At 42.8% G+C, this 24,516-nt stretch carries 14 protein-coding genes and 2 pseudogenes; 4 read left to right on the top strand and 12 right to left on the bottom strand.

Annotation, left to right across the window (positions count from 1 at the left end; translation table 11 throughout):
- The 5 genes from RMX69_RS17180 to RMX69_RS17160 form a co-directional block, all read right to left on the bottom strand.
- A partial coding sequence (locus tag RMX69_RS17180) for an Hpt domain-containing protein (RefSeq protein WP_322638175.1) occupies positions 1–2,536 on the bottom strand: 2,536 nt, incomplete at its 3' end.
- Positions 2,537–2,725: 189 nt separating this feature from the next.
- Entirely contained in the window at positions 2,726–5,665 is a 2,940-nt protein-coding gene (locus RMX69_RS17175; protein ID WP_289800124.1) for a methyl-accepting chemotaxis protein, read from the bottom strand.
- 14 nt (positions 5,666–5,679) lie between these two features.
- Positions 5,680–6,210 carry a chemotaxis protein CheW gene (locus RMX69_RS17170; RefSeq protein WP_289799376.1) on the bottom strand — a complete coding sequence of 177 codons (531 nt, stop codon included), beginning with the start codon at positions 6,208–6,210 and terminating at the stop codon, positions 5,680–5,682.
- 13 nt (positions 6,211–6,223) lie between these two features.
- On the bottom strand, positions 6,224–6,589 hold the full coding sequence (locus RMX69_RS17165) for a response regulator transcription factor (RefSeq protein WP_069073698.1): 366 nt from the start codon (positions 6,587–6,589) through the stop codon (positions 6,224–6,226).
- Positions 6,590–6,850: 261 nt separating this feature from the next.
- Positions 6,851–8,029, bottom strand: coding sequence for a response regulator (locus tag RMX69_RS17160; protein ID WP_289799375.1), 1,179 nt, complete (start codon positions 8,027–8,029; stop codon positions 6,851–6,853).
- A 382-nt stretch (positions 8,030–8,411) separates the two neighbouring features.
- Here RMX69_RS17160 and hmpF point away from each other — a divergent pair, with 382 nt between their 5' ends.
- Positions 8,412–10,175, top strand: a complete 1,764-nt coding sequence (gene hmpF, locus RMX69_RS17155) for a pilus motility taxis protein HmpF (protein ID WP_322638174.1) — start codon at positions 8,412–8,414, stop codon at positions 10,173–10,175.
- A gap of 235 nt (positions 10,176–10,410) precedes the next feature.
- Here hmpF and RMX69_RS17150 read toward each other — a convergent pair whose 3' ends face one another.
- From RMX69_RS17150 to RMX69_RS17135, 4 genes are all read right to left on the bottom strand, one after another.
- Positions 10,411–10,815: a hypothetical protein gene (locus RMX69_RS17150; protein ID WP_322638173.1), complete on the bottom strand. Its 405-nt coding sequence runs from the start codon at positions 10,813–10,815 to the stop codon at positions 10,411–10,413.
- Positions 10,799–11,098 carry a type II toxin-antitoxin system HigB family toxin gene (locus RMX69_RS17145; RefSeq protein WP_289799373.1) on the bottom strand — a complete coding sequence of 100 codons (300 nt, stop codon included), beginning with the start codon at positions 11,096–11,098 and terminating at the stop codon, positions 10,799–10,801. The genes RMX69_RS17150 and RMX69_RS17145 overlap by 17 nt, the downstream gene beginning before the upstream one ends.
- Positions 11,099–11,128: 30 nt before the next feature.
- Positions 11,129–12,121, bottom strand: coding sequence for a tRNA lysidine(34) synthetase TilS (gene tilS, locus RMX69_RS17140; protein WP_322638172.1), 993 nt, complete (start codon positions 12,119–12,121; stop codon positions 11,129–11,131).
- Positions 12,122–12,188: 67 nt separating this feature from the next.
- Positions 12,189–12,530, bottom strand: a complete 342-nt coding sequence (locus RMX69_RS17135; RefSeq protein WP_289799371.1) for a KGK domain-containing protein — start codon at positions 12,528–12,530, stop codon at positions 12,189–12,191.
- Between the two features lie 409 nt (positions 12,531–12,939).
- Between RMX69_RS17135 and nrdJ (RMX69_RS17130) the strand changes: the two are divergent.
- From nrdJ (RMX69_RS17130) to RMX69_RS17120, 3 genes and pseudogenes are all read left to right on the top strand, one after another.
- Positions 12,940–14,169, top strand: a pseudogene (gene nrdJ / locus RMX69_RS17130) (ribonucleoside-triphosphate reductase, adenosylcobalamin-dependent); the annotation flags it as partial.
- Between the two features lie 309 nt (positions 14,170–14,478).
- Positions 14,479–15,552, top strand: a pseudogene (gene nrdJ / locus RMX69_RS17125) (ribonucleoside-triphosphate reductase, adenosylcobalamin-dependent); the annotation flags it as partial.
- 142 nt (positions 15,553–15,694) lie between these two features.
- A complete protein-coding gene (locus RMX69_RS17120; protein WP_289799370.1) occupies positions 15,695–15,913 on the top strand; it encodes a hypothetical protein in 219 nt (72 codons plus the stop codon).
- Positions 15,914–16,025: 112 nt separating this feature from the next.
- Here RMX69_RS17120 and RMX69_RS17115 read toward each other — a convergent pair whose 3' ends face one another.
- The 3 genes from RMX69_RS17115 to RMX69_RS17105 all read right to left on the bottom strand — a co-directional run bounded on the left by RMX69_RS17115 (position 16,026) and on the right by RMX69_RS17105 (position 23,955).
- Positions 16,026–16,538, bottom strand: coding sequence for a hypothetical protein (locus RMX69_RS17115; RefSeq protein WP_289799369.1), 513 nt, complete (start codon positions 16,536–16,538; stop codon positions 16,026–16,028).
- A 482-nt stretch (positions 16,539–17,020) separates the two neighbouring features.
- Positions 17,021–22,354, bottom strand: a complete 5,334-nt coding sequence (locus RMX69_RS17110) for an NHLP family bacteriocin export ABC transporter peptidase/permease/ATPase subunit (protein WP_322638171.1) — start codon at positions 22,352–22,354, stop codon at positions 17,021–17,023.
- Positions 22,355–22,515: 161 nt separating this feature from the next.
- Positions 22,516–23,955, bottom strand: a complete 1,440-nt coding sequence (locus RMX69_RS17105) for an NHLP bacteriocin system secretion protein (protein WP_322638170.1) — start codon at positions 23,953–23,955, stop codon at positions 22,516–22,518.
- Positions 23,956–24,516 lie beyond the last annotated feature (561 nt).

Raw genomic sequence — 24,516 nt, 5'->3', positions numbered from 1 at the left:
CATCCACAGTATTCTCTGTGGTTTCCATCTGAATATAGGTCAAGTCATTTGGAGCGGCATCTTCAAACAGCAGTTGCAGATTCTCATCGAAAGAGCCTAATGAATTAACTTCCAGATCAACAACAGATATCTCTGGGGTCTGATTAGCAAATTCTGGAACAAAATCTAAAGATTCTGGTTGTTGCGGTCTGAGAATTTCTTCCCCAGAATGCTGCGCAAACAAAGACGTTTCAGGCGTGGAGGTATCGTTGATTACAGGAGAAATAGTTGAGCTACTTGATGTTAATTCATCAAATAAATTCTCTCCAGAATCTGATGATATTAAATCTAGCTGTTCTTGATGCTGGAAATTAATATCAAAATCTTCTTCTATATCAAAACTGGCTATAGGAGAAGATATGGATTGCTGATTATCAGCAAAAATGTCATCAACCCCCGCAGTAAACAAACTTTCATCTAATGCCCTTTCCACATTCTGATCAATTAAGGAATCGAATTCGTCCTTTTCCTCTGTGGTTTCCTGGTTCCAGAAGTTGCTCAGATCATTTTCTGATTGAGAAAACTCAGGTTCTGTTACTGGAGGTGTATCAAATAAATCACTGATTTCTGGTTCACTTGTCGATAGTTGTGGCTGTTCTTCCATTTCAGCAAACAAGTTGTTCAAAGACAAGTCTGTTGGCTGGGATAATTCTATGTAGTCACTGGGGGTAATTTCTTCTACCCAATTTGCATTTTTAGTTTCTAAGAATAAGTTATCAAAATTATTTTCTTGGTTAGTAGATAGTTCCACACTGGTGAACGGCTCAGTTTCTGGTTGAGTGACATTGCTGGTTGGCAATAGTTCATCATCATCTAACCCCAGTGTTAAGAAATCTTCGACCACACTATTTTCGACAATTTCGCTAGTAGTCTGGTTTGTATCACTAGAAATATCAATAAATTCTTGTAAAATTTCGGAAGGAGATGAGTCTAAATTTATATCAAATTCGTTAATATCGCTCAACTCTAAAGGTGTAGCAGATGTTTGTTGATTTTTCGGTTCTGAATTATCTTTTTCTAAGAAATGGTCGCCAAATAACAGAGATAAATCTTCTGTTGTAGCTGTGCTTGTTGGGTGTAGCGCGTTGCTTATATCTTCATTAAAGGAGAGTAAGTCAGATAAATCGTTATGAGCCTCTTCAGCCTCAGTGCTGCTCAAATCAATTCCAAAGTCATCGTTAGTAACAATATCTAAGGTTTCTTCTTGATGCCAGCTTTCATCTAGTTCGGGAGTCTCACCGTCAAATAAATCGGCAAGGGTATTTAACTCAGCTATTCCTACCTCTGGGCCATTAGGATCGAGATTGTTACTGATTGGATGTGCTTCGTCATGTGTCGTGAAAGTAAGACTAGTGTTTCTACCTTCATTTAGTGGTGTTCCTTGTAAGTGAAGGGAGGGGTGTTCGTCAGAGACATTGGCGTAGCTATGTTCTTCAGTTGTCTGGGCTGACGCCTTGATGTCACCAGATAAAATTGACTCTGATTCTGTCAAAACCGGAGATTGTTCATCAAATAAATCAGGGGTAATTTCTAATAACTCAATTTCGGCAAAGCTTAAAAGTGCTTCTAGTTGCTGACTAATTGCAATTTCGGCTTCTCTACCTTGCAGAACTAATTCTTGAGCTTGTTTGATTTCGGTAATGACAATTTTAGCTAAAGTCAGATAACTATTTTCAGGATTTGCGATCGCACTGGCTGCTGCTTGACACAAACCACACCATTTGGGTAAATTCCAAGTTTCACCAAGTTTGACTAACTGGTGACAGCATTGCTGGAGGTTTTGCCGAGTTGAAGGTGTTGTAGTTTGCTTAAATAATTGCAACATTTCCCGCAGTGTTTGCAGCACTTGGGCTTGAAACTCGCTCCAGTTATTATTTTCTTTAGCTGTGACTGGCGTAGCGAGTCCGCGAGTGTCTAGCGCCTGGGGTGCTACCGAGTCTGGAGATTCCTGATGGGTGTATTCTGCCAGATCGGGAATATCTCGCCGCATGAAAATTTCTGTAAGTGTGGAGACATTCTCTATAGAGGTTGTGAGTTCTGTTGCGTCAGAACTACTGGCTACTCCACTCTTTGCTTGTTCTACAAGTAGTTCCAGATGCTGATACAGCCATTGAAAAACTGGCTCAGTTTCTGACATCAAAGTATTAGCTGCATCTTCAGAAAGACCATAAGGCCCACTCAAATGCTCTAAAAGCGATTTTAGGGTATCAGAGACACCAAGAAATAAAGACTCTAACTTTTGGTCAATCTGAACCGGATTATCTTTGAGAATTTTGAAACAATCTTCCAGACGGTGGGAGGTATGCTGGATGCTAGTCAATCCAAGCATCGCCGCTCCTCCTTTGATGGAGTGAGCCGCCCGGAAGACTTCACTGATCATTTCCGGGTCGTTTAAAGTGCCCTCTAAATTCAGCAAGCCCTGCTCAATGGTATTCAGGTGATCCCTGGCTTCTTCGATAAAGTAACCCAAAATCCGCTGTTGTTGTTCCGGCAGCATAGCAAAAGTTATGAGTTATGAGTTATGAGTTATGAATTATGAGTTATGAGTTATGAGTTATGAGTTATGAGTTGTGATTTTTATTTCTAACTCCTTACCCCTTACTCCTAACTTTTTTCCAAGTTACGAGTTGTGAGATGTGAGTTGTGATTTTTATTTCTAACTCCTCACTCCTAACTCCTAACTTTTTTACCTGGTTTCCATAGTTTCCACTCGGAAACGTTCAACGGAGGCGATCAAGTCACGGGATACACCTACTAAGTGTTGTAGGGCACCTGAAACTCGCTGTGCTTCTTGGGAAGTTTCTTGGGCGGTCAGTTCTACTGATTGCATTACATGAGCAACGGCGCGTGAGGTTTCCGTTTGTTCCACAGTATCGCTGGTAATGGAGCGCACAAGAATATCGATGCGATTCGCCACTTGAATAATGTTTTCGAGCGATCGCTTGGCATCTTCTGCCAATTTTGTCCCTTTAATTACTTGTTGTGTGCCCTCTTCCATCGCGGTCATTACAGAACCTGTTTCGCTTTGGATTTGCATCACAATTTGTTCAATTTCCTTCAGGGATTTAGCAGATTTATCTGCTAGCTGGCGCACTTCATCTGCTACGATCGCAAACCCGCGTCCGGCTTCTCCGGCTCTTGCCGCCTCAATACTAGCATTGAGTGCTAACAAGTTTGTTCTCGAAGCAATCTGAGAAATCAACGCCACAATTTTAGAAATTTCTTGCGAAGATTCCGCCAACCGCTTCACTTTGCGAGTGGTTTCAGCAACGGTTTCTCGAATTTCTAAAATCCCTGCTACGGTATTTTCTACTGCTTCGCCACCTTTGAGAGCGATCGTACTAGCATCACGAGCAACGGTTTCAGCTTCCCGCGCCGCCTCTGCTACCCGCTGAATCGAGTCGGTCATCACCTGTACAGAATTCAACGTTACTGCCAACTCTTCTGCTTGCCGCAAAGCATCACTAGATAAAGCTCTCGCAAAGGTTTCAGAGTTGGTTGCACCTTTTGTTACATCTTTCGCCGCCACTTTTACCTGTTGAACGATATCCCGCAAGTTTTGAATTGTCAGGTTAAAGGCGTCAGCTACAGCTCCCAGTACGTCAGCTGTCACTTCCGCTTGGACTGTTAAATCGCCTCTAGCAGCTCCTTCCACATCATCCAAGAGGCGGATCACCTGACGTTGCAGGTTTTCTTTGGCTTCCTCTTGTTCATCGGCTTTGCGTTGGGCTTCACTTGTGGTTGTGAAAATTACCCGCGCCATTTCATTAAAGCCAGTGGATAAATGCCCCAATTCATCTTCGGAATATACTGTAGCTTGAGCATTCAGATTTCCTTGACGTACAGCCTCAAACTGAGCTTGGAGGTCATCAGTTGTGCGCCGAATTTGTTTCAGCGCCAGATTCCCCATGAAACCTGCGGTAGCAAAACCTGCAATCCCAGCGGCTAGTGACATTGCCCAACCGGTGTTTCTTACTGATTCTCGTTGTTGGGGTGGCGAAAATGTGGTCGCGACAAAACTAACTGTGGCTACAACTAGCGCTGAAACAATGCCCACACTTCCAGCAATTAGCCATTGTTTTCGTTCGATGGAGGCATTTTCTAATGGTGCTAACCATCCTTGCTCGATGCTGACGTTGGGTTCTAGTTTTGAGATATCTGTTTGGCTAAAGACTGGAACGGCTTCATGGGAACCAGTCATTGAGAACAGTTCCTCTTCGCGATCGGCTGAATTACTTGCAAAAGCCTCTGCTACGTGCGGGCGTCCAGTATCACTAGTTTCTGATGGAGCAGAATGCATTGCGACATTACCGAAGTTAGAATCTCCTTCGATCAGGTCAAACCCTGGAATATTGCCTAAATCATCAAATTCCTCAAAGTCATCTAAAAACTCGATATTGCTCTTAGAATTTTCTCCATTTAGTATATTACTTGAGTCTTCATAAGAGTTTAAACTCTCTGAGCCAAAGGCAGACTCAAATGCTTCCATATCAAAATTTTCATCGTCATCGAAGCTATTTTTTCCGATGAATTCACCTGATTTAAACTGCTTTTCCTTTTGAGGCAAATTACTATTAAAAGATGATTTACTATCAGGTAAATTCGGCTGAAATGCTGATTCCAATTCTACTTGTTTTGGTGTTAACCAACTATGGGATTCGGTTTCAGACAAGTTATTTTGGCTGCCGTTTTCCAAGTTATTTGTTGTTGGCGAATCATTTCTTAGTTCTTCTGAAACAATCAGTAAAGTTTCGTCTCCAAAACTAGATTTTTTATATTCTAAATTTCCCATAGCCTGATCTGGAGACTTTGGCTCACTCAACAAATCAGAGAAATTATTCTCGTTATTACCAGTTTGTGAGTTAGAGTATGAAGAGTTATTATTGTCAATAGTTGAATCTCCGTAAGGAGAATTTATCCCATTATCTGAGAATTGACTATTTGCTAATGATTCTTCGGAAATATCTTCTGAGATACTTTCCTGCCAAAAAGCAGGCAACTCTAATTCTGTGTTCTCCTCCCAGTTTTTATTTGACTCTTGTTCTTGTGACTCTTCATTCATGGCAAAAGGGTCATCACCAAAAGCTATAGAAGAATCTGAGATTTTTTCTGTTCCAATACTATCTTCTGTGGGCAGATCGAATGGACTTTTTGAAGATGTATCTTCAACGCCATTCATACTTTCTTGATGCTCTCCAAAAAAGTTCAAATCAAGGTTGTCGCTGTCAAACTCCTGATTAGCGCTTAAATCTTCTAATTCTGATTCCCTATATGCCAGTGGATCGGATATCTCTGAAGAGTTTATTTCCTCTTGACTTTCTAATGGATCGATCTGCCCACTAAATGACTCTAAATATTGATTGATATTGTCAATTCCATTCTTGGCAAAACCAATAATTTCTCGATCGTTAGTCAAGCCTAACACCTGTTGATATTCTTCTTTTGCTACATCATAGTGCTGTAAAACATAGTAGATGTGACCCCTCAACAAATGAGTATTAGGGTCATCTGGTAAATTTTGCACCACTTGGTCAACTAAAGTGGCCGCAACCTCATAATTTCTTTGAACATAGGCGGTCATCGCCTGTTGATATGTTGGCTCGTAATTATCAATACTTGCTGCCATTTCCTCCTCCAATTTCATCCTGCCCACCTAGCACTTCGTACAATTGCCATTTGATCGAGCAGTCGTAGACACTGATTGCTTTTAGCACCTAATGACCACTCTCCACGTAAAAAGGGAGCCATCGTATCAGGAACACTAGTTGGTGGCATGAGATTCTGGACATCCAGCCAATCCATACCACCGATTTCCTCTACTGCTAAACCCACTATTGTGTCTTGCTCTTCAATGGCAATCACCGAAATTTCAGCTCTATCCGTGTTTAATGCACCTGCTTCCCCCAGAAATTGACCCAAGTCAGCCACCCAAATAACTCGACCTCGTAAATTTAGAGTACCCAAAAGTAAAGGAGAAGCATTAGGAATCGGGGTGATTCTATCAGGACTTAGTTCAATTACCTCTCGGATGCCAGTTGCTTGTAGTGCAAACTCCTGATGCGAGGGAATGTAAAACCTCAAATGTAACTCACCTTCAGGACTTTCTACTTGTAATTCTGGTCGAAAGTGGTCTTGACCTCCGCCACTTAAAAAGTCCGGTTTGCTGACCATGTTGTTTTTATCCTTATCCTCGCAGCAGTTGTTTGACTGTACCTACCAACTCGGTTGGTTGAAACGGTTTGGCTATGTAAGCATCTGCACCCTGCTTCATGCCCCAATAGCGATCGAATTCTTCGCCTTTGGAAGAACACATAACCACTGGGACATTTTGGGTTTTTGGATCGGATTTTAACCGCCGACAAACTTCGTAGCCGTTCATTCGGGGCATGACAATATCTAATACCACTAAATCTGGAGGTGCTATTTGAATTGCCTCTAATGCTTCTAATCCATCACTAGCATGGGTAACTGTTAGGCCAGTTGCTTTCAGGAGGTCTGTAATCATCTCCCTTTGCGCTATACTGTCTTCCACAATCAGAACTGTGCTCATAAGTGTCTATTTACCTCCTGATTTAGACGTTCCTAATTGGAACATTCCCTGATTCCTCCGCAAGTATTAACTGTATAAATTAATTTTATGTCTTCACTATTTTCCCGTAGATTGACGTTTCACTCAGTTAACTGACTCTGTGATAACATCTTTTAACTCATCTTTTAGTAGATCAACAAATCTTTGATCTCTTTATATGCCCCATAGACAACGGAGACGAAGAAGATGAGGGAGAAGTAATCAATGCCCCATGTCCAATTTTCATTGGTTGTTGATATATTTTTCTATGAGCATCAGTAACTCTGTGTCTGTAAACGGTTTTGTTAAATAATCTGTTGCCCCGACCATCCTAGCTTTGACTCTATCCATAAACCCATCTTTCCCAGTCAGCATGATAATCGGTGTGAGCCGAAATGCTGTTGAATGTCGCAGCATGGCACAAACCTCGTATCCTTCCAATTCCGACATAGCAATGTCGCATAGAATTAAATCTGGTTTGAGTTGAAAAACCAGACTCAGTGCTTCTAAGGGATTGGTGAGAGCGATCGCTTCATAACCTTGTGGTTGTAGGATGGAATTTATAGTCTCACCGATGGCGATCGCATCGTCAATACATACTATCCGCCCCATTGGTTTTTCTTTCAATTCCCAGCTATCCGTGTGTGTACTTGGGTAATTAGTCTCGGAATATACTAGTTGTAGCCAACTTTGTTGCACATAAGGATATATTGCCTTAGCAACTGTCAAAATGTCTCGGTTGAGATGGCGAGCTAGTTGTCGCAAGGATGTTTTACCATCAGCCCAATGTTGTAGCTTATTCACGGTTGCTTCTGGTAAAGAAGATTGTAGCTGAACTTTGTCAGATAGCACTGGCAATTGTTCTGGAGACTGAATGTGTGGATAGAGTTGCTTCCACTGTTGCAGCTGCTTGGTGATTTTTGTCACCAATGGAGCAATCTCATAAGTGTTTAATTGCGGGGCAAGTGCTGCACCCTGATGGAAAATGAAGTTACCTTGGCGTAAACTCAGCAGGTCAAAGAGGGTTTCATGCACCAAACCGTAAATGATACTACCAGCTATCTTTGGGTTAATGATATTCCGTTCCAAAAGTGACCAAAGATAGGCATACTCTGGCGCGTCGGTTGGTGGTAGGGTAGCAATTTGTTTGTCGGTGAGTCGCATTTCAACTCGATAATGACGTAAATAATCGCTAATTCTGGATAAACTACTCTCGCCTTCTTGGCAATAGATAATTTGACCATTAAGGAAAAAAACGAACCAAGACTGTTGTTTAGGGCGATAAATATTTGCTCCATCTCCACCCAGTTTGTTGTTATGGTGAGAGCTATAAGCTTCTACCCATAGTTGCCCAGTTCGCTGTCCCAATTCAATCAATTGCAGGATACTGCAAATATCAATTTCATTTAAATTTCCCTGCATTTAACTAAAAAGTACTCCTAAGTATTGCTGAATTCTGAATCGTGAATTATGACTTATTCTTTAAATATTGATTATGGAGTATTGAAAAGATTTTTACTCTATTCTGATTGTCATAGGGAATACATTAAGCTATAAACCTTCATCTTTCGTAATACACTTTGACAAAGCTAGTGTTAACACGGAAGTCATCATCACTGTCATCAGTACAAAATATAAAGGCGCGACCAGATCGCTTCTATAAGTATCAAGACGTAACATCTTGCGTCTATAGTTTTGTCTGTCTTGTTCTTCTAAACCCTGGTTCAGTGAGACAAGTTAACAGAATTATTTAAGGTATATCTCAAAACACGAACTTTAAGTGCATCAATAAAGGACTAACGGTGTGCTGTATTTAGCAGAAGTACAAAAACAGAAAGGTGGTTTACTCAGTGGCGGTGGCAAAACCGAACTGAAACTGCTAGCTTGTCAGCGAACTGACCAGAATTGGAGTACTGTGTCGGAAGAGGTGATTGCCGCTGAGGACGCAAGCAAATTAAATGATGGTGCTTTGGTATTGGCTGAATTGAATCCGAATCGTCAAGTGCAGCGGATTCAAGAAGCAGGGCGTCCACTCGTGAACATTTTGCAGAATTTTTCCCGCCAGTTGGAGAAATTTAAGCTCAAGGAAGATGAGATCGATCAGTGGAAACAGTCACTAACATTTCAGGCGCAAGAGTTGAATCGCCGTGAAATGGACATGGAGGTACGAGCAGAACAGCTGCAACAATTGGAGGATGAGGTACAACATCTAGAGGAGCAAAAACAGGAAGTTGACACCTCCCGCCAGGAAATTGAACGATTACAAGGAGAAATTGAGCGTAACCGCCAAGAGTTGGAAGGCGCTTGGGAGCATTTACGGGGTGAGCAGCGTCGCCTGGAAGAACGCCAAGCGGATTTTCAACAAGGGACGGTTTTGGATGAGGAGCAAAGTCGAGTAATGAGTGAGTTACTCGACCGCTTGTCTAGTCGTGTTAATCCTACGGAAACAGTTAGAGAACATCTGCATCTAGCCTTTGAATTGGTCGAAAAGCAGCAAGCGACTCTTACCCCGCATTGGCAAAAACTGGAGGAGGAAAAAATTGCGATCGCACAACAGCAAGAAGAAGTTGAGCGTTTATCACAGACCTTTAGCGATCGCCAAAATGCGTTGCAAGAAGCGCAAAATTCTCTAGTTCAGCAAAGAGCGCAATTGCAAATAAATACAGCAGACCTTACCAGTAAGCAAGAGTATGCTCGGCTCGTCAAAGAGCAGTTACGAAACGCCGAAGAGTTATATCAACAGATGCACTCTTTAGCTGCAACATCTGGTGATGTAGTTCTTGGCAAGCAAGCTGATATGGAGGCTTTGGAAAAAATGCCTTTAGAAGAACTACAAAAGATAGTGCAAGACTTGCAGCATAAGTTAGAAATCGATGCTAGCTTTGTTCACGATCAAGAACAAGAACTAAAATATAAACAAGAAGCTATAGAAGAACTCCAGACTAAATTAAATCAAGCATCTGACCATGACCACATCAATTTGGAACTAGAACTAACTGATGAAAAAGACCTTTATCAGATGCTAAATTCCAGTTTGGTGGGACAACGCCGCAATATGCTACAGCACCAGAAATTTCTCAAGCAACATCAAGCTGTACTACTACGCCGGCAAGGGCATACTGTTACTGAACAAGAAGAAAGTAACAACAAAATTAATTTAGAACCGATTCTGTTACAAATTGAAACCCAGCGACAACAATATTCACAAGAAATCCAAAAGCTGGAACGTGAAATTGAGCAGATTCGTTCTGGTGTTGAGCTAAATCAGGGAATGATTGACAATCAAACTCACGATCTAGATGAAAAGCGCCAAGAACTGAAAGCGATCGAGGAAAATTTGCTATCCCTACGAAGAACAACTGCTGAATTATCTGGTCGAGTGAATCTTTATCAAGAAGCACTACAACCAATTCAAGATTCTCTAGATGGATTACGGCAAAAGCTGCAAGGAATTGGAGAATCTTTGGATCAATTCCAGGAAACTGGTGATTATCAAGTCCAAGCGATCGCTCAGTTGCGTCATACTCTCCAGAGTTTAATGCCTCAGCCGGAATTACTGGCGTCTTAATAAGTTCTGGAGCTTTGGTGAGAACAAGGGGCTTTACCCGGATTTCTCACCACACCTCTTAAAGCCTGCGCTTGTGCCGGGGAGAAGTAATAAGTAATAAGTAATGAGTAAAAATTTATTACTTATTACTCCTTACTCCTTACTCATTACTCCTCCTCGCTCCATCAAATGCCTTAAGCTTGTGAGAAATGCGGGTTTAGTCATGCTAAAGCCCAAGTACTAACTAAATTCTTAGTTAGTATTCCATAAATAAACTAGATTCTATATGAAAAAACTCTCCTAATTTACGTGCTTGTTCTGTATTTATCTTCTGTTGTCCATTTAAAATATCATCAACCAAATCTTCTGTCCCTAAAACTGCTACTAAATCATCTCTACTTCTCTCAGATTCCTCTAAAAAAAATAACAATATAGATGCAGGATTACTCTGCTGGATTGGCTGATAATATTCCTGTTCAAACTTTTCAATTAAAGTAATTAATAACTGATAAAGTTCGTCTTCTTCTGGGGTGCGTTCCCGGTGCATTAAATCTTCTACTATCTTTAAAGCTTGCTCATTTTCAAGTTCACTTTTTATCAGCTTGGGAAGATAAGCTGTTAATAATTCTTTATATTTATCTGGATTAAAAGTAAGGGTCATCTTTCCAATTTTCCTTATCATATTCCGCATGAGTGAGGATATATTTAATATAAATTAACTGCCCTTCATAATCTATACTAACAATCAAGCGATATTTATTTCCTTTAATATTGAATACTGTAAAGTTACCAACAGCTTCAGCTTTAATAAAAATTTGCTGTACTTCAACTAAATTCGACCATTTCGCTTTAGTAGCAACCTTATACCAATTACTTAATGCTTCCTGACAATCTGTATGGTTTTCTGCATATTCTCTTAAGATTCTAAAACTAATAATGTGCATCGTCCCTGATAACAAAAAGCCTTTAAATAACTATTTCAAACAGATCCAGTCGCCTTCTACTTGAGCGATCGCACCGCCAGGAAATGGATCGGTTTGCGATCGGTTGGGCGCTATAATTAAAGCCGTTAATTTTTCGATGTGTTCAAAACTGGGTGCATCAGTCAGTATTTGCTGCAATACCTGACGCATCACCCGACGTTGCAACGCCAGTGGTGCTTTTTGTAATACCCGACGATTTAACCGTAAGGGAAGAACAGTAAGGGAATCTTCTTCATGTCTCACGCCCAATGCCCCATCCCGCAACTCCTGGGCAGCTTTTTCCAAATATTCCACTTCCGCTTGTAAAAGTTCTGCTGTTTGGGCTAAGGCTGATTCTACTTGGGGGTTGAAATTATCTCGCAAATATGGTATTAATTCTTGGCGAATACGGTTGCGGGCATATTGCAAATTTTGATTGGTGGAATCTTCCCAAATTGGTAATTTAAATTCTTGACAAAATTGCTCTGTTTGTATTCGAGTAATTTCTAAAAGTGGACGCACTAACACAATGCCTGTAGTTAGAGGGCGTTGCCAAGTTAGGGCTTGTAAACCATCAGCACCAGTACCGCGAATTAAATTGTAGAGGAGAGTTTCGGCGCGATCGCTAGCGGTGTGTCCTGTCACTATATATTGATAATTGTTTGCTTGAGCGATCGCACTTAAAACTTGATAGCGCCAATCGCGTGCAGCAGCTTCACTATTTATCGGTTTGTTCGCTGTTTCTAAATAAAAGGATATACCCCAAGTTTTAGCTAAATTTTCGACGTGGTTAGCATTAGCTTCGGAGTCAGAACGCCAGCGATGATCGCAGTGAGCAATACCTAAATACCATCCCCATTTGGATTGTAAATCTAAAAGTAATTTTATTAAACATAGAGAATCTTGTCCGCCGGAAACAGCAATTAATAGCCGTTGATTGCGCTCAAATAAGTGGCGCGATCGGATGGTGCGATGAATTTTTGCATGTAGGGGAGTCCATACCATTTTATTTTTTTCAGGGCACACAGACACAGATAATTTTCTATTATATCTGTGTATATCAACTTGAGTATTAGTTTTTACCTTCCTTTAGTTGCTGCCGAAGGTCGTCAAGGGGAGAGTTTTCGTGTTTGATGTCTAATCGATTATCTTCGACTTCAGTTTCATCAGGGCAGAATTCTAGGCGCACTCTAATTTTACCTGTCCGCCATTGTTGACCGGGTATTAAAACACAACATTCAAATCCTTCTCCAAATACTCTTGATCCTGAAGATGTACAGTATTCTGCCCAAATTTTTTTGATTTCCTTGAATAACTGAAACACTATTTGAGTGCGGGGTAAATTTTCAAATGCTTCTTGATAAAAATGCACAACATCATCATCAGGATTTAGAGGTTCCCATTCATCATTCATAATCAATTTCCTGTAACTAAATTTATAGTTCCCAAGAGATTGGAATTAATTGTTTGGATTTGACTGACAGCCGCAACTTATTTAACTATTACTGCTAGTTGAGGGAAACTAATGAAGAGTCATGAGTACAGTTAGCGGTAGCGGAGCGTTGAGCAAGTGCTGAGTAGTGATCATCAGCTTGAAGATGAGGCGATAGAGATAATTTACTTAAAGTAAGTAGTGCTAATTAAAACTGAGTATCTATCTCTTACCCAAGGGTAGGGGACATTATACATCATAAATTTCTGTTGTAATTAGTGCCGCGTAGAGCTAGCGTAAAGTGGACAATTTGACAATCTTTAATACTCAAACTACTTGGCGTATAGTCATAATCTGTCCGCACGCAAGAAGAACGCAAGACACTTAATATATGGTTCAGAATCTCGAAAGAACACGCCAGAGTGCAAGGTTTCCAGAAACTGCACCGGCTGCTAATCCCGTATTTTTTAGAACCTATAGCCGCCGTACAAAGGCGGGACTAAGGGAAACATGGGATGAGGTATGCGATCGCACTATACTCGGCTTAGTGGAGTTGGGAAAGCTAACTCAAGAAGAAGCTGCCACACTGGATAAGATGCAGCGCAACTTGAAAGCTATGCCCAGTGGACGCTGGTTATGGGTTGGTGGTACAGATTGGATCACCAAGCCAAAGAACTTTTCCGGGGCTTATAATTGCACTTCTACTAATCTCGAAGACTGGAGTGCCTTCGGCTTAATGATGGATCTAGCAATGATGGGCTGTGGCACTGGAGCCGTCCTAGAACCACAATTTATTAACCAGTTGCCTCCAATTCGCAATCAACTGAATGTGACTGTCCAAGGCGAAATTGGCAGCACTCCTGTTCAAAAGCGGCGTGAATATACAGAAACTCATATAGAAGGCAATAACGTCACTATTCATGTTGGAGATAGCCGTGAAGGTTGGGTTGAATCATATCAAGCCCTATTAGAACTTTCTACTAATGAACAGTTTTCAGCAGCAGTCGAAGTATTAGTTGATATCAGCGATGTCCGAAAAGCAGGAGAAACTCTCAACGGCTTTGGAGGAGTTGCTAATCCTGTGAAATTGCCCGGACTCTATCAGCGTTGTGCTTCTATCCTGAGTAAAGCTGTAGGACGACAATTAAATTCAGTTGAATGCTGTCTGTTAATCGATCAAGCAGCGGTAACAATTGTTGCAGGAAATATACGTAGGAGCGCGGGGATGCGTCAGTTTGATTCTGGCGATGACTTAGCAGCCACCGCCAAAGATAACTTATGGCAGCAAGATGAAAATGGCAACTGGCGAATCGATCCAGAGCGTGATGCACTCAGGATGGCAAATCATACGAGAGTTTTTCACCGTAAGCCAACCTTAGAAGAATGTGTTGGTGCTGTCCGCAAACAATATTATAGTGGCGAGGGAGCGATTCAATGGGCTGGTGAAGCTGTAGCGCGATCAAACATAGATTTGCTACCAACACAAGCTCTGAAAGTTGAATTTTTACAAGCTTACGAACAAGGAACAGCAAAACAGTGGTTAGAAGAACGTTATTCAAATCTTGATGCTAATGAGTTAGAACATCGTTTAGCTCGCTATGGACTAAATCCGTGTGGTAAGTGATTTTGCCTCACGTTAAAAACCTCGCAAAAACGGGGAAAGCTGAGATGCTAATCCCGTGGTAATCAAAGGAAGTAAAAAGTCTTTGACACCGTACAGCGTAGAGAGTGAAACTAGATAACATTAGAAATTTGTGTCTAGAATATAATCTCTCCAAGAGTGCGGGGGCGGATGTGAAAAACACTTGTGTTGAGCGGAGCCGAAACACTTTTATTATCTGATATCACATCTGTAAAAGGTACGCGGAGCTACTGCAAATAATCAAGCAGTAGAACTAGGGGATAAAAAGCCTCTAGGGTAACAAATCTGGAAATCATCGGTAGTAACTTCCACTGCAATTTGTCAGAGGTTCACCTTAATCAAATCGACCCACATAACTACAAAGAACAAGAGGAGGCTTTCACCGCTGGGGCGCTATCTGTAGCAGCACTTTTAAATCACAAATTCCTGGAACCACGCTATCAATACAGCCGTGAATTAGACCCAATTGTAGGAGTTTCTTTTACAGGTTTATTTGATTTCTTTGTCCATGCTTTTGGTGTTGATTGGCTGCGCTGGTGGGAAGCAGGAAGACCAGCAACTCCCCAAGGATTAGCTTTCAAGCGTGAGGAAGAGAAATATCTAAGTTCTTGGAGAGATATTGTACATCGGGCGGTTTGGGATTATTGCGATCGCCACAATCTCAAGCGTCCAAATCGTTGCACCACAGTCCAACCCAGTGGTACTAAGGCTTTGTTAACTAATGCTAGTTCAGGATGGCATCCTCCCAAAGCCCAAAGATTCATTCGCCGAATCACTTTCGGTAAAAATGACCCAGTAGCTTTAGCTTGTATTGACTATGGCTACAACGTCATTCCTTCTCAATCAGACAAAGATGAACACGGCAATTTGCTTAACGATCCCTTTGATCCACGGGTGAGTGAATGGCTAGTGGAAATCCCTGTTTCTGTAACTTGGGCTGATTTACCAGGGGCTGATGAAATTGATGTTTCTAAGTTTTCTGTCTTAGCCCAATTTGATTTTGTCCTTCAGGTTCAACGTTGGTACGTGACTCACAACACATCAGCAACTTTAGAACTTCGCTCTGATGAAATCGAGCCTTTGGGACAGCGCATTTACGAGACCATCCAGAATGATGAAGGATATATTTCAGCGGCTCTTTTAGCCCGTTTTGACGATTTGCAATCATTCCCCCGTTTGCCATTTGAACCAATAGATAAATCAACCTACGATCGCTTAACTCAAGAAGTGAAAGCGCGGCGCAAAACAGATGATTTCTGTGCAGTACTAAGCCGCTACGATTTAGGCGAAATGACAGAGGCTGGCCCTAGTGGTTGTGATTCTGATAAGTGTATGTTTCCCGATCAGCAACCAAGCTCATAAGGCAGAATGACTGGGTATTGGGGACTAGGGGCTAGGAACTGTAAAGGAGAGGAGAATAATCAATGCCCAATCCCCAATGCCGTAACACGTTACGATCAATTAAGAAGTAATAATTTTTTACGGCAGTGCCAGGAGTCTTTTTATGTTCATTGATGAATTGTCACCTATATTCAGAGAATTAACTCAACATCCAGTCTCATTTGTGGGTGGGTTTTTCTCTGGTGTGCTTCGGCTTAATCTTGCAGACGATCCCGTTAAAAGCTGGCTGGATAAACAGATCGGCTCAAATAGTTACACCAGTAATACAACGGACGCGCATAACGGCAAAGCCACTGGTCCTCAGCAGATTTCGATTGACTAAAAACTCCAATCATACATAGTTACATTTACTAAAAAATAAGGAGTCAGTGCTGCCGACGCAGCGCTGACTCCTACTTTCTACAATAATTATTTTATTTTTTGGAAGTCATTTACTACTTGATTGGCACTCTGAGCATGAGCGCGCCTACTTGGTCTGGCGTGGGGCCGGGCTTGAAATTGATGTGGCAAAGCGCACACTCCGCCCTGAAGTTGCTGAGGGGGATTGAGCGTCGATAGTACCATTTATTGTTCACGCGCTGGACGGACGTGTATGCCTGTCCCGCCATTGCCAGCGCATTTGCCTGACGCTCAAAGTTGTCGCTGGGGCGATCGTTTTCCCGAAGTGGGGAAACGGTGCCGACTAATCTCATATCCTTATTCTGATCGTTAAATATCAGCGAGATGGAATGCTTACCCTGCTCCACATTTGCCGCCGTGGTTTCGTTGAACTCCTGCGTCAGCGCTGCGAATAACGTGTTGAACATAAGATCGCTTGTCTCTTGGGCGATCGCAACTTTCCCAGTTGGGGGTGGATAGTCAAAAGCACGGGCAATTCCCGTGAAACTGAACCCGATGATGAGCATCAGCACAAAAATTCCATAGCTGACTAGCTTTTTCAAACGCATTCTCTTACTCCTTTGGTTTTGTATTGTTCCTGAGTCATACCAATCCTGTGTGAAGATACATATAACAAGACCCCCATGCAGTCTCCCAAATGACTTATGGGAACTGAGTAGCTGGGGGTAAATATATACAACTTCACAAAGAAACGATATCCGCAAGTTTGAATCACGGATAGAAACTTTACCCAATAGCAGTAGAGATTAGAAAGCAGAAAGGAAAGATTTATTTTTTATTTACTATGAAAGTATGTTCGCGTAGTATTTCGTATAATCTTATCATATTAAGCAGTGAAAATACTAGTACTCTAATGGGTAAATATAAGTACTATGTTAATTAACAATGTTTGGGGCTGAAATTGTTAAAGTTAGATAAACTTCCGCCATTCCCCACCATCCGATTGTGCGATCGCTGGTAGTAAGTGTACTGGGTTTGGGTTAAAGGTTTGTTCTCTCTTCAAAACCCAATAAGTATTGACTAGAAGTCGCTAAAGCATCTGTCTTAACATGAGTTGGGCAAACAACCCTGGTTGATTTGCCAAATCAGTGAAACTACCTTGCTGTACTATCTTGCCAGCTTGGAGTACGTAAATTCGGTCAGCATTTTGAATGGTACTAAGGCGATGAGCGATCGCAATTCTCGTCACTTTTAACTGCTCTAAGCTTTGACTAACAATTGCCTGGGTTCTATTATCCAAGGCACTAGTCGCTTCATCAAATAGCAAAATCCGGGGTTTGAGCGCCAACGCTCTGGCAATCAACAGCCGTTGTCGTTGTCCGCCAGAGAGATTACTACCTCCTTCACTCACTACTGTATGCATTTGCATTGGCATTGCGGCAACATCATCCGCGAAACCTGCCATCTGGGCTGCTTGCCAAGCTTCATCCATCGTCAGCACTGCGCCACTGGCAATGTTCTCAAAAATTGAGGCTGACATCAAGCGACTATTTTGTATGACAACACCTAATTGGCGGCGTACAGCATGGACATCCACAGAAGCTAAGTCTTGCCCATCGTAGTAAATGCTGCCAGCTTTCGGGAATTCAAACCCTAAAAGTAATCTCAAGAAAGTTGATTTACCGCTACCAGAAGGCCCAACAATGGCAATAAATTCTCCGGGTTGGGCGTGGATGCTGACATCATCCAACGTTAAAGGCCCATCATCGCGGTAGCGGAAACTTACGCGATCTGCAACTAATTTACCCGATAGCCTTCCCGGATCTGCCTGACTGGAATTGATTTCTAGTTCCCCTTGGAGAATTGGCTGGGCCCTTTGCCACAAGGGCAAGACTTGCAAAACTTCCACTACTGTACTGCTTAAGTTCGTAACCCCGTGGATAAATGTCCCAAAAGCCACGTTAAATGCTAAGAAAGTGCCCGTGGATAAACTAGTCGCTCCTGGGGTTTGAGACTGTCCAATTAAGGTAGTAGCAAACCAGAAAATCGCCGCAGTAGTTAACACAGGTAACACTTGATTAATGACTGCAAGACTATCTTCAATGCCTTGGGTACTCAACATTAGTTTCAGTTGATGGGTATATTTTTTTCCCCAGTAAGCAAAGGCGCGAGCTTCAGCTTTGGCAACTCGGAGTTTGGCTACTCCATTAATCAACTGCACCATCACGCCAAAGATTTGTCCTTCTTGTTCTAGGAGGGGACGAACTTTACGGACAATGAGCATACCGGAAATGATGGTGACGGCAATGTTTATCAGTGCAACTACACAAGCTATCAGAGCTAAATAAATACTGTAGTAAAACAACAGTCCCAGGTTCAGCAGCGAGAACATACTGGAAAAGATGGTTTTGAATACCGTATTACCCAATCTTTGGCGAATTTGACTAATAGCTGTGACTCTCGAATTTAAATCCCCAACCGAGAAGGAGCGAAAAAAAGTCGCCTTTAAGTTCAACAATCGATCCCAGACTGCGGCTTCAGTGGCAGAATCGGCAAAAGTTTCCAGCCGGATGGTAGCAAACCCAAGAGCTAATTGAAACAGCATTCCGCCAAAGGCAGCAGCTAGCAAACCGACAACAAGTTGGCTCAACAACCCCCGATTAGCATCTGGGATAGCTTTGTCGATGAGGATAGCTGTAGCTTGAGGCGTCAGCATTCCTAAAAGGCTGATGGTAATTCCCATCACTACAATGACAATTAGTTCTTTGGAATGTCCTTGGAGGGCAAACTGAAGCAAATCAAAAGTTTTCAGCGGTTTATTCGGTAAAGGTCGATAGAATACATAGCCAGTGGGAGCGAGGGCTGCGGCAATTCGGGCATCTACAGAGACGCGCTTCTGTTGCCAAGGAGCGTAGAGTTGATAACGAGTATCAGATATTGGTAACAGTGCCACTGGTAGGTTGTCCTGAAGTGTAAATGCCAACATTGGCCCGCAATCCTTTTGCCACCAGTTATCCCGCAACTGAATCCGCCGCACTCGAATATGTGAAGCACGGGCGATCGCTTCTACAGGATCTTGCACTCGTTTCGGGTCTTCTGATGCCGCTGGGGGACGAATCTCAACTCCTAATGCTCGTCCGACTGCACCAGCAGCAACTAGCAAGGCTCGATCTGGGTGATTTGCATCAATGCTAATACTGAATTCTAAACTACTACTTAACCTGTTTAACTTTGGCTGTGGCAATACAGATGCTAGTTCTGCCAAAGTCTCTTGCATCACTTGTCTTTCCAGACTTTCCCTAGCTTCAAATCTGAGTAATTCTGCATTCATTTCCTGGCGTTGCAGCAGTTCAATGCAGTTTAGGAAATAAGTTTGTAGTTGAGACAAACCCCCTAACAAGGAATTCACATCTGAAATTTCTAAAGTGCTAACAGTTTTCAATTCAACTGTGTCACTTGCCTCTAGCCACATATTTGGATGTAGAGGTAATATCCCAGAGACAGGAGTTAACAGCAGATCCCCAAACCCCATCCATTTAGCACGTCCTTGGAGGATTTGCACCCATGATACATGACCAGGCGGTTGAAAGATTTGGTTTTTGGCTAAGGAATAGTATTGAATTCCTTGGGGTAATAGTGGTGTCGTTGGCGTCGTGATGCCTGCAATTACCGAACCTAATTGATAAATCCAGCCCTCTATGAAAGCCACTGCTTCGCTGTTAGTATCAGCAAACAACCGATTCAACTCCGTTCTCGATACTTTCAGGAGTTCTGTTTCCTCAAAGAACACCGCTAAAATCTGATGCTGCTCACTATCTAAACTTGATGCAGTGCCAAACATCGCCTGCCCTGCTGTACTACTAAATAAGTAGCGACGACTTCCTTCGGGAATGCCATTATTGAGAGCGATCGCAAATAGCGCCAAGTAACCAGATTTTACTACCCAAATTGTCTGCGGATCGCTTAATAGTAGCGATTGATTACCCTGAAAACGATAGCATTCTCCTAACAGAGGCAAAGGGGCAGAGGGGCAAAGGGGCAGAGGGGCAAAGGGGAAAGACTTGCTACTACTTCTCCCCTGCTCCCCTGCTCCCCTTCTCCCCTGCTCCCCTGCCTCTTCATCTCCCTCGCTGCGAATCAACTGTAAATAAAGCCCCTCAATCTGCCGTAATTCCTCATGGGTTCCCCGTTGAACTATCTGGCCGCGATCGAGGACAATAATTTCATCGCAATCTCGGATGGTCGAAAGTCGATGCGCGATGATTATGCAAGTGCAACCGCGCAAACGCAGATTACGAGTCACATTCTTTTCGGTTTCAGCATCCAAGGCACTAGTAGCTTCATCCATGACCAGGATACTGGGATTATTCACCAAAGCACGGGCAATTTCCAACCGTTGCCGTTGACCACCGCTTAAATTGGTAGCACCTTCTAACAGGTCGGCACTATAGCCTCCTGGCAACGAAAGAATGACATCATGAACTGCTGCATCTTGACAAGCTCGCACTAAATGACTTTCAGGTATAGTAGTATCCCAAAGCGTTAAGTTGTCTCTGACACTGCCAGCAAACAACAAAATCTCTTGCTCTACCGCAGATATAGAATTGGCTAATACTTGGCGAGAAATTTGCTCTTTGGGTTTACCGTCAAACAAAATTTCTCCCTGCCACGGTTGGTATAGCCCACATAAAAGTTTGGCAATGGTAGACTTACCAGAACCACTCCCACCCACCAAAGCAACTCGCTGCCCTGGCTGGAGTGAGAGACTAAAATTTTCAATCAATGGTGGAGCAATTTTACTATAGCCAAATGTCACATTGTCTAATTCAACATATCCCCTGAGTTTGGAAAAAGGGTTGAGGGATGAGGAGGACAAGGGAGACGAGGAAGAATTTACTCTCATGTCTCCCCCTGCCTCCTCTGCCCCTCTGCCCCTTTGCTCCCATTCCCCCCTGCCTCTTTCCTGCAACTGCGAATCAATGGGGTTACGCAAGACATCATCAAGGCGAGTCAAATTACCTTCCATCTCTTGCAGGTCACTTCCCAGGTTGACAAGATTACTTATCGGCTGGAAAAAATTTTGCATCATACCAAGAAAGGCTATTAACATGCCGATGCTCATGGTTCCATCCATGACTCGCAAACCACCTATAGCTAAAAGCAGCATAGAAGCGATCGCTGACAAGAAATCTGGTAAAACTCCTAATGTCTGGTTTGTTGTCTCTAATTCCTGTCGGGTGTTGATGGCTTTGGCATAGTAACCCGCCCATCGAGAGAAGAAATCTGACTCTAACCCAGAGGCCTTGAGTGTTTCCATACTCTGAAGACCAGAAATTGCAACGCCGCTAACTTTGCCATGTTCTTGGAGCAGTTTGATGTTGGCATCGACGCGCCGCCCTCTCACCCACTGTAAGGCAGCAAGGTTAACAGCGACAAAGGCGATCGCAATTAAGGTTAGCACTACATCATATTGCAGCATCACTCCTACATACAAAAATATTGACGCTGTGGCAATTACCGTCGTAGCTAATTTTCCCGATAGCATGTTGGCTATGCTGTAGTTGAGTTGCACGCGGCTACTGATTTCTCCAGCAAACCGCTGATCGTAAAAACTCATGGGTAGGCGTAAAATATGCCAGAGAAATTGACTCTCCATGGCCACCGACAACTTAATTTTCAGCTGACGCAAAAACTGTAACTGTAGCAGCGTCAGAAATCCATTGAGTCCCGCTGTGAAAATCATTCCTAAAATTAGAGGACGTAACCACTCATGCCGATGCTCAATTAATACGTTGTCTATAAATACTTGAGAAAATGCAGGTATGGCCAGTCCCGGAATCACTAGCAAAAATCCTGCCAGCACACAGTAAATCAATGCCCCAATCGAGCCTCGCAACCGCGACCATAAAGCGAGGATAGTGCTAGGTTTCCGTCCTCCTTGCAGGAACTCGGAACTCGGCTCTAAAGCTAGCACCACTCCTGTGTAAGCACTGCTAAATTCTTCCAGAGAGACAGTGCGTCGTCCAGTAGCGGGGTCATTGAGATAAACTCGCTGTTTACCAAATCCCTCTACTACTAGAAAATGGTTAAATTGCCAAAATACAATGAAGGGAAATTTTAACTGCGACAGGGCAGCTAAATTTGTTTTAAAGCTCTTAGCGGTTAATCGATAATTTCTGGCAGCCTTCAAAATATTTAACGCACTAACTCCATCGCGGGATACACCACACGCTTGTCGGAGTTCCGTCAGCGGCACAATGCGACCGTAGTAACTCAGAATAATTCCTAAAGCAGCAGCACCGCACTCTACTACCTCCATTTGCAGCAGAGTTGGAGTGCGACACCGTTTACTTTTTGACTTCAGTAGGTTTTGCAGATTTCGCCACAATATCATAGGAGCAACGCGAAGAAGTGAAATCATCATTTATAGGGAATTGGGCATTGGGAATAGTGAATGAGCCTTTTATCTCCATTAATGAGTGTTTGATACTCATTAATGAGCCTTTGATACTCGTGAATAAGTTTTTTAACTCCACTCTTGCGCCCCTCCGCTCCCCTGCCCCTCTGCCCCTCTGCCCCTCATGCTCAATAAACCCCACTCCACGATCGCAAAATTGGCAGCACAAATGTAATTGGCGCACGTTCTTCGACGGTGACTTGTACAGAGGTAGTAGTTCCAGAAGTTACTTTCATCTCTGGCCCTTTGGAAGAAGACCATTTGTAGCGGCTGACTGTGGAAGTGTCTGGTTGTAGTCGGGCGGTAATTAAAATCTGTGGCCCTTGTGACATCAAACCTTGGACGAATTCGGAACTGCCTACTACACTTAATGCACCTTCTTTCGTAACGGGAAAAGCTGAGACATCTGTGACAGCACCAATAATACCGCCAAAGCGTTCCCGTTGCACTGTACTAGGTGTGACTTGTAACTTCATCCCTGGTTGAATTTGCTTACCATCTCCGACGGGAAAAAATGCCACACTTTCTAGTTGCACCGATCGCTTTTGTGCGGCGATCGCTCCTATGGGTGTACCCTGTAAGACAACCTGCCCCGGTGTTGCTGAGATTTCTAACACTCTTCCTGAGTAAGTGCTTTTGATTAAGCTGTTACTCGATAATTGCAGCGCCAATTGCGTAATGTTGCGCTGCACTTCCTGAATTTCTTTCTTGCGGATTGTTACGGCTTCTAAATCTTGTTGTGCCAATGTCGCTTCTTTACTATCTAGTTGCTTTAACTGGCTTTCCAAATCTTTGATTGAGTTGAGATTTTCTAAATATTGACGTTGGGCATCTGCTTCTTTGACATCCAATTGCTTGAGTTGGGATTCGGCTTCATTAATTTGCCTGACAGCATTTAAGTAATCTTGCTGTGACTGTAAGACTGTATCCCCAGAAATCGCTCCCTCTTTTAATAGCTGCTTCCGGTTGTCTAATCTCTGTTTGAAAGTCGGCAGCAGTTCCCGTAGAGATTGTAGGCTTTGTATTTGGCTAGTGCGATCGCGTTGGATCGAGTTCAGCCCTTTTTCCCTTAAAATTGGCGTGAATTTTTGTACTGTTTGGAGACTTTGCTGCAAACTTTGGCGTTGCTGTATCAGCGCCTGTTTATCTGCATTCTGCCGCAGTCGTTGCACTGAGTTAGCATCGCGATTCTCTTGCTGTAGTTGCTCTAGTTTTAAGCGCACTAACTGTAGCTGTTTCATGAGTTCGCTTTGGTCTAGAGTCGCCAGCACATCTCCTCTGTTGACAAAATCGCCAACCCGAACGTTGACTGTTCGCAATCTGCCTGCGATCGGTGACTGAAACGAAGTAATTGTACTGGGATAGACTATGATGCCAGTACCCATCACCGTAATTGGAATTCGACCTAAAAAACTCCAAGTCAGCCCAGATGCCACCAAGGAACCAACAGCAACTAGAGGTAGCCACTTTTTGGGGCTGACTACCTGCATAATTTGATCTAGTTCTTCAGGTGAAGAAATACGCTCTAAAGCTTCTTTGCGGAATAGGTTGCTTTTTTGATTAATCACCGAAGACCATCCCAATTTGTATGCGGGTGAAAGTGAATTGGGTACTGGGAAGAAGACGCAGAGAATGAAAGATGCTCTGATCCGAGAAAAGAAGAAAATGCAGTTTTGATTTATTTGAACCACATTTATGGTATTGGCACAGCAACATTGTCCCCGTAGGACGTGGTCTATTTATCTGAAAGCTGCTATCTGTTGTTTTCCTTGGATTATATTATTTATATATAAAAATCAACCTACCATCTAATGAGAGGTCGAGAACTGAGAAAATAAAGGTTTTTAATTTTTTAATTTTGCCTAAGCGACGAGTAGCTGCTACTAGAGTAACGATTTATTAATTTTCATCAAAAAATAAACAGTCGGATAGTAAAGCAAGAAATAATAGGCGAATTTCCTTTAGTCGTTTGTTAGTTGCTGATAGCAACTGACATTTCAGGTCTAATATCATGTCCGCTTGATTGCTTATTAAACCCGAAGAACCCCACCCCCGCCAAAGCTGTGCTTTGTCTCCCCTCCCGAAGAGCGGGGAGCAGGGTGGATTAATTGTCGAGAGAGAAAATATAA

The organism is Nostoc sp. EspVER01 (assembly GCF_034530635.1).
Classification (GTDB): Bacteria; Cyanobacteriota; Cyanobacteriia; order Cyanobacteriales; family Nostocaceae; genus Nostoc.
Note: the sequence above shows the minus strand (reverse complement) of the source record. Positions and strands in the feature narration are given on the sequence as shown.

What these genes read in the sequence shown, in the direction of transcription:
- RMX69_RS17175 (WP_289800124.1), bottom strand. Translation starts at nt 5,665, where the DNA reads ATGGCAGCAAGTATTGATAATTACGAGCCAACATATCAACAGGCGATG.
- RMX69_RS17170 (WP_289799376.1), bottom strand. Translation starts at nt 6,210, where the DNA reads ATGGTCAGCAAACCGGACTTTTTAAGTGGCGGAGGTCAAGACCACTTT.
- RMX69_RS17165 (WP_069073698.1), bottom strand. Translation starts at nt 6,589, where the DNA reads ATGAGCACAGTTCTGATTGTGGAAGACAGTATAGCGCAAAGGGAGATG.
- RMX69_RS17160 (WP_289799375.1), bottom strand. Translation starts at nt 8,029, where the DNA reads ATGCAGGGAAATTTAAATGAAATTGATATTTGCAGTATCCTGCAATTG.
- RMX69_RS17150 (WP_322638173.1), bottom strand. Translation starts at nt 10,815, where the DNA reads ATGACCCTTACTTTTAATCCAGATAAATATAAAGAATTATTAACAGCT.
- RMX69_RS17145 (WP_289799373.1), bottom strand. Translation starts at nt 11,098, where the DNA reads ATGCACATTATTAGTTTTAGAATCTTAAGAGAATATGCAGAAAACCAT.
- tilS (WP_322638172.1), bottom strand. Translation starts at nt 12,121, where the DNA reads ATGGTATGGACTCCCCTACATGCAAAAATTCATCGCACCATCCGATCG.
- RMX69_RS17135 (WP_289799371.1), bottom strand. Translation starts at nt 12,530, where the DNA reads ATGAATGATGAATGGGAACCTCTAAATCCTGATGATGATGTTGTGCAT.
- RMX69_RS17120 (WP_289799370.1), top strand. Translation starts at nt 15,695, where the DNA reads ATGTTCATTGATGAATTGTCACCTATATTCAGAGAATTAACTCAACAT.
- RMX69_RS17115 (WP_289799369.1), bottom strand. Translation starts at nt 16,538, where the DNA reads ATGCGTTTGAAAAAGCTAGTCAGCTATGGAATTTTTGTGCTGATGCTC.
- RMX69_RS17110 (WP_322638171.1), bottom strand. Translation starts at nt 22,354, where the DNA reads ATGATGATTTCACTTCTTCGCGTTGCTCCTATGATATTGTGGCGAAAT.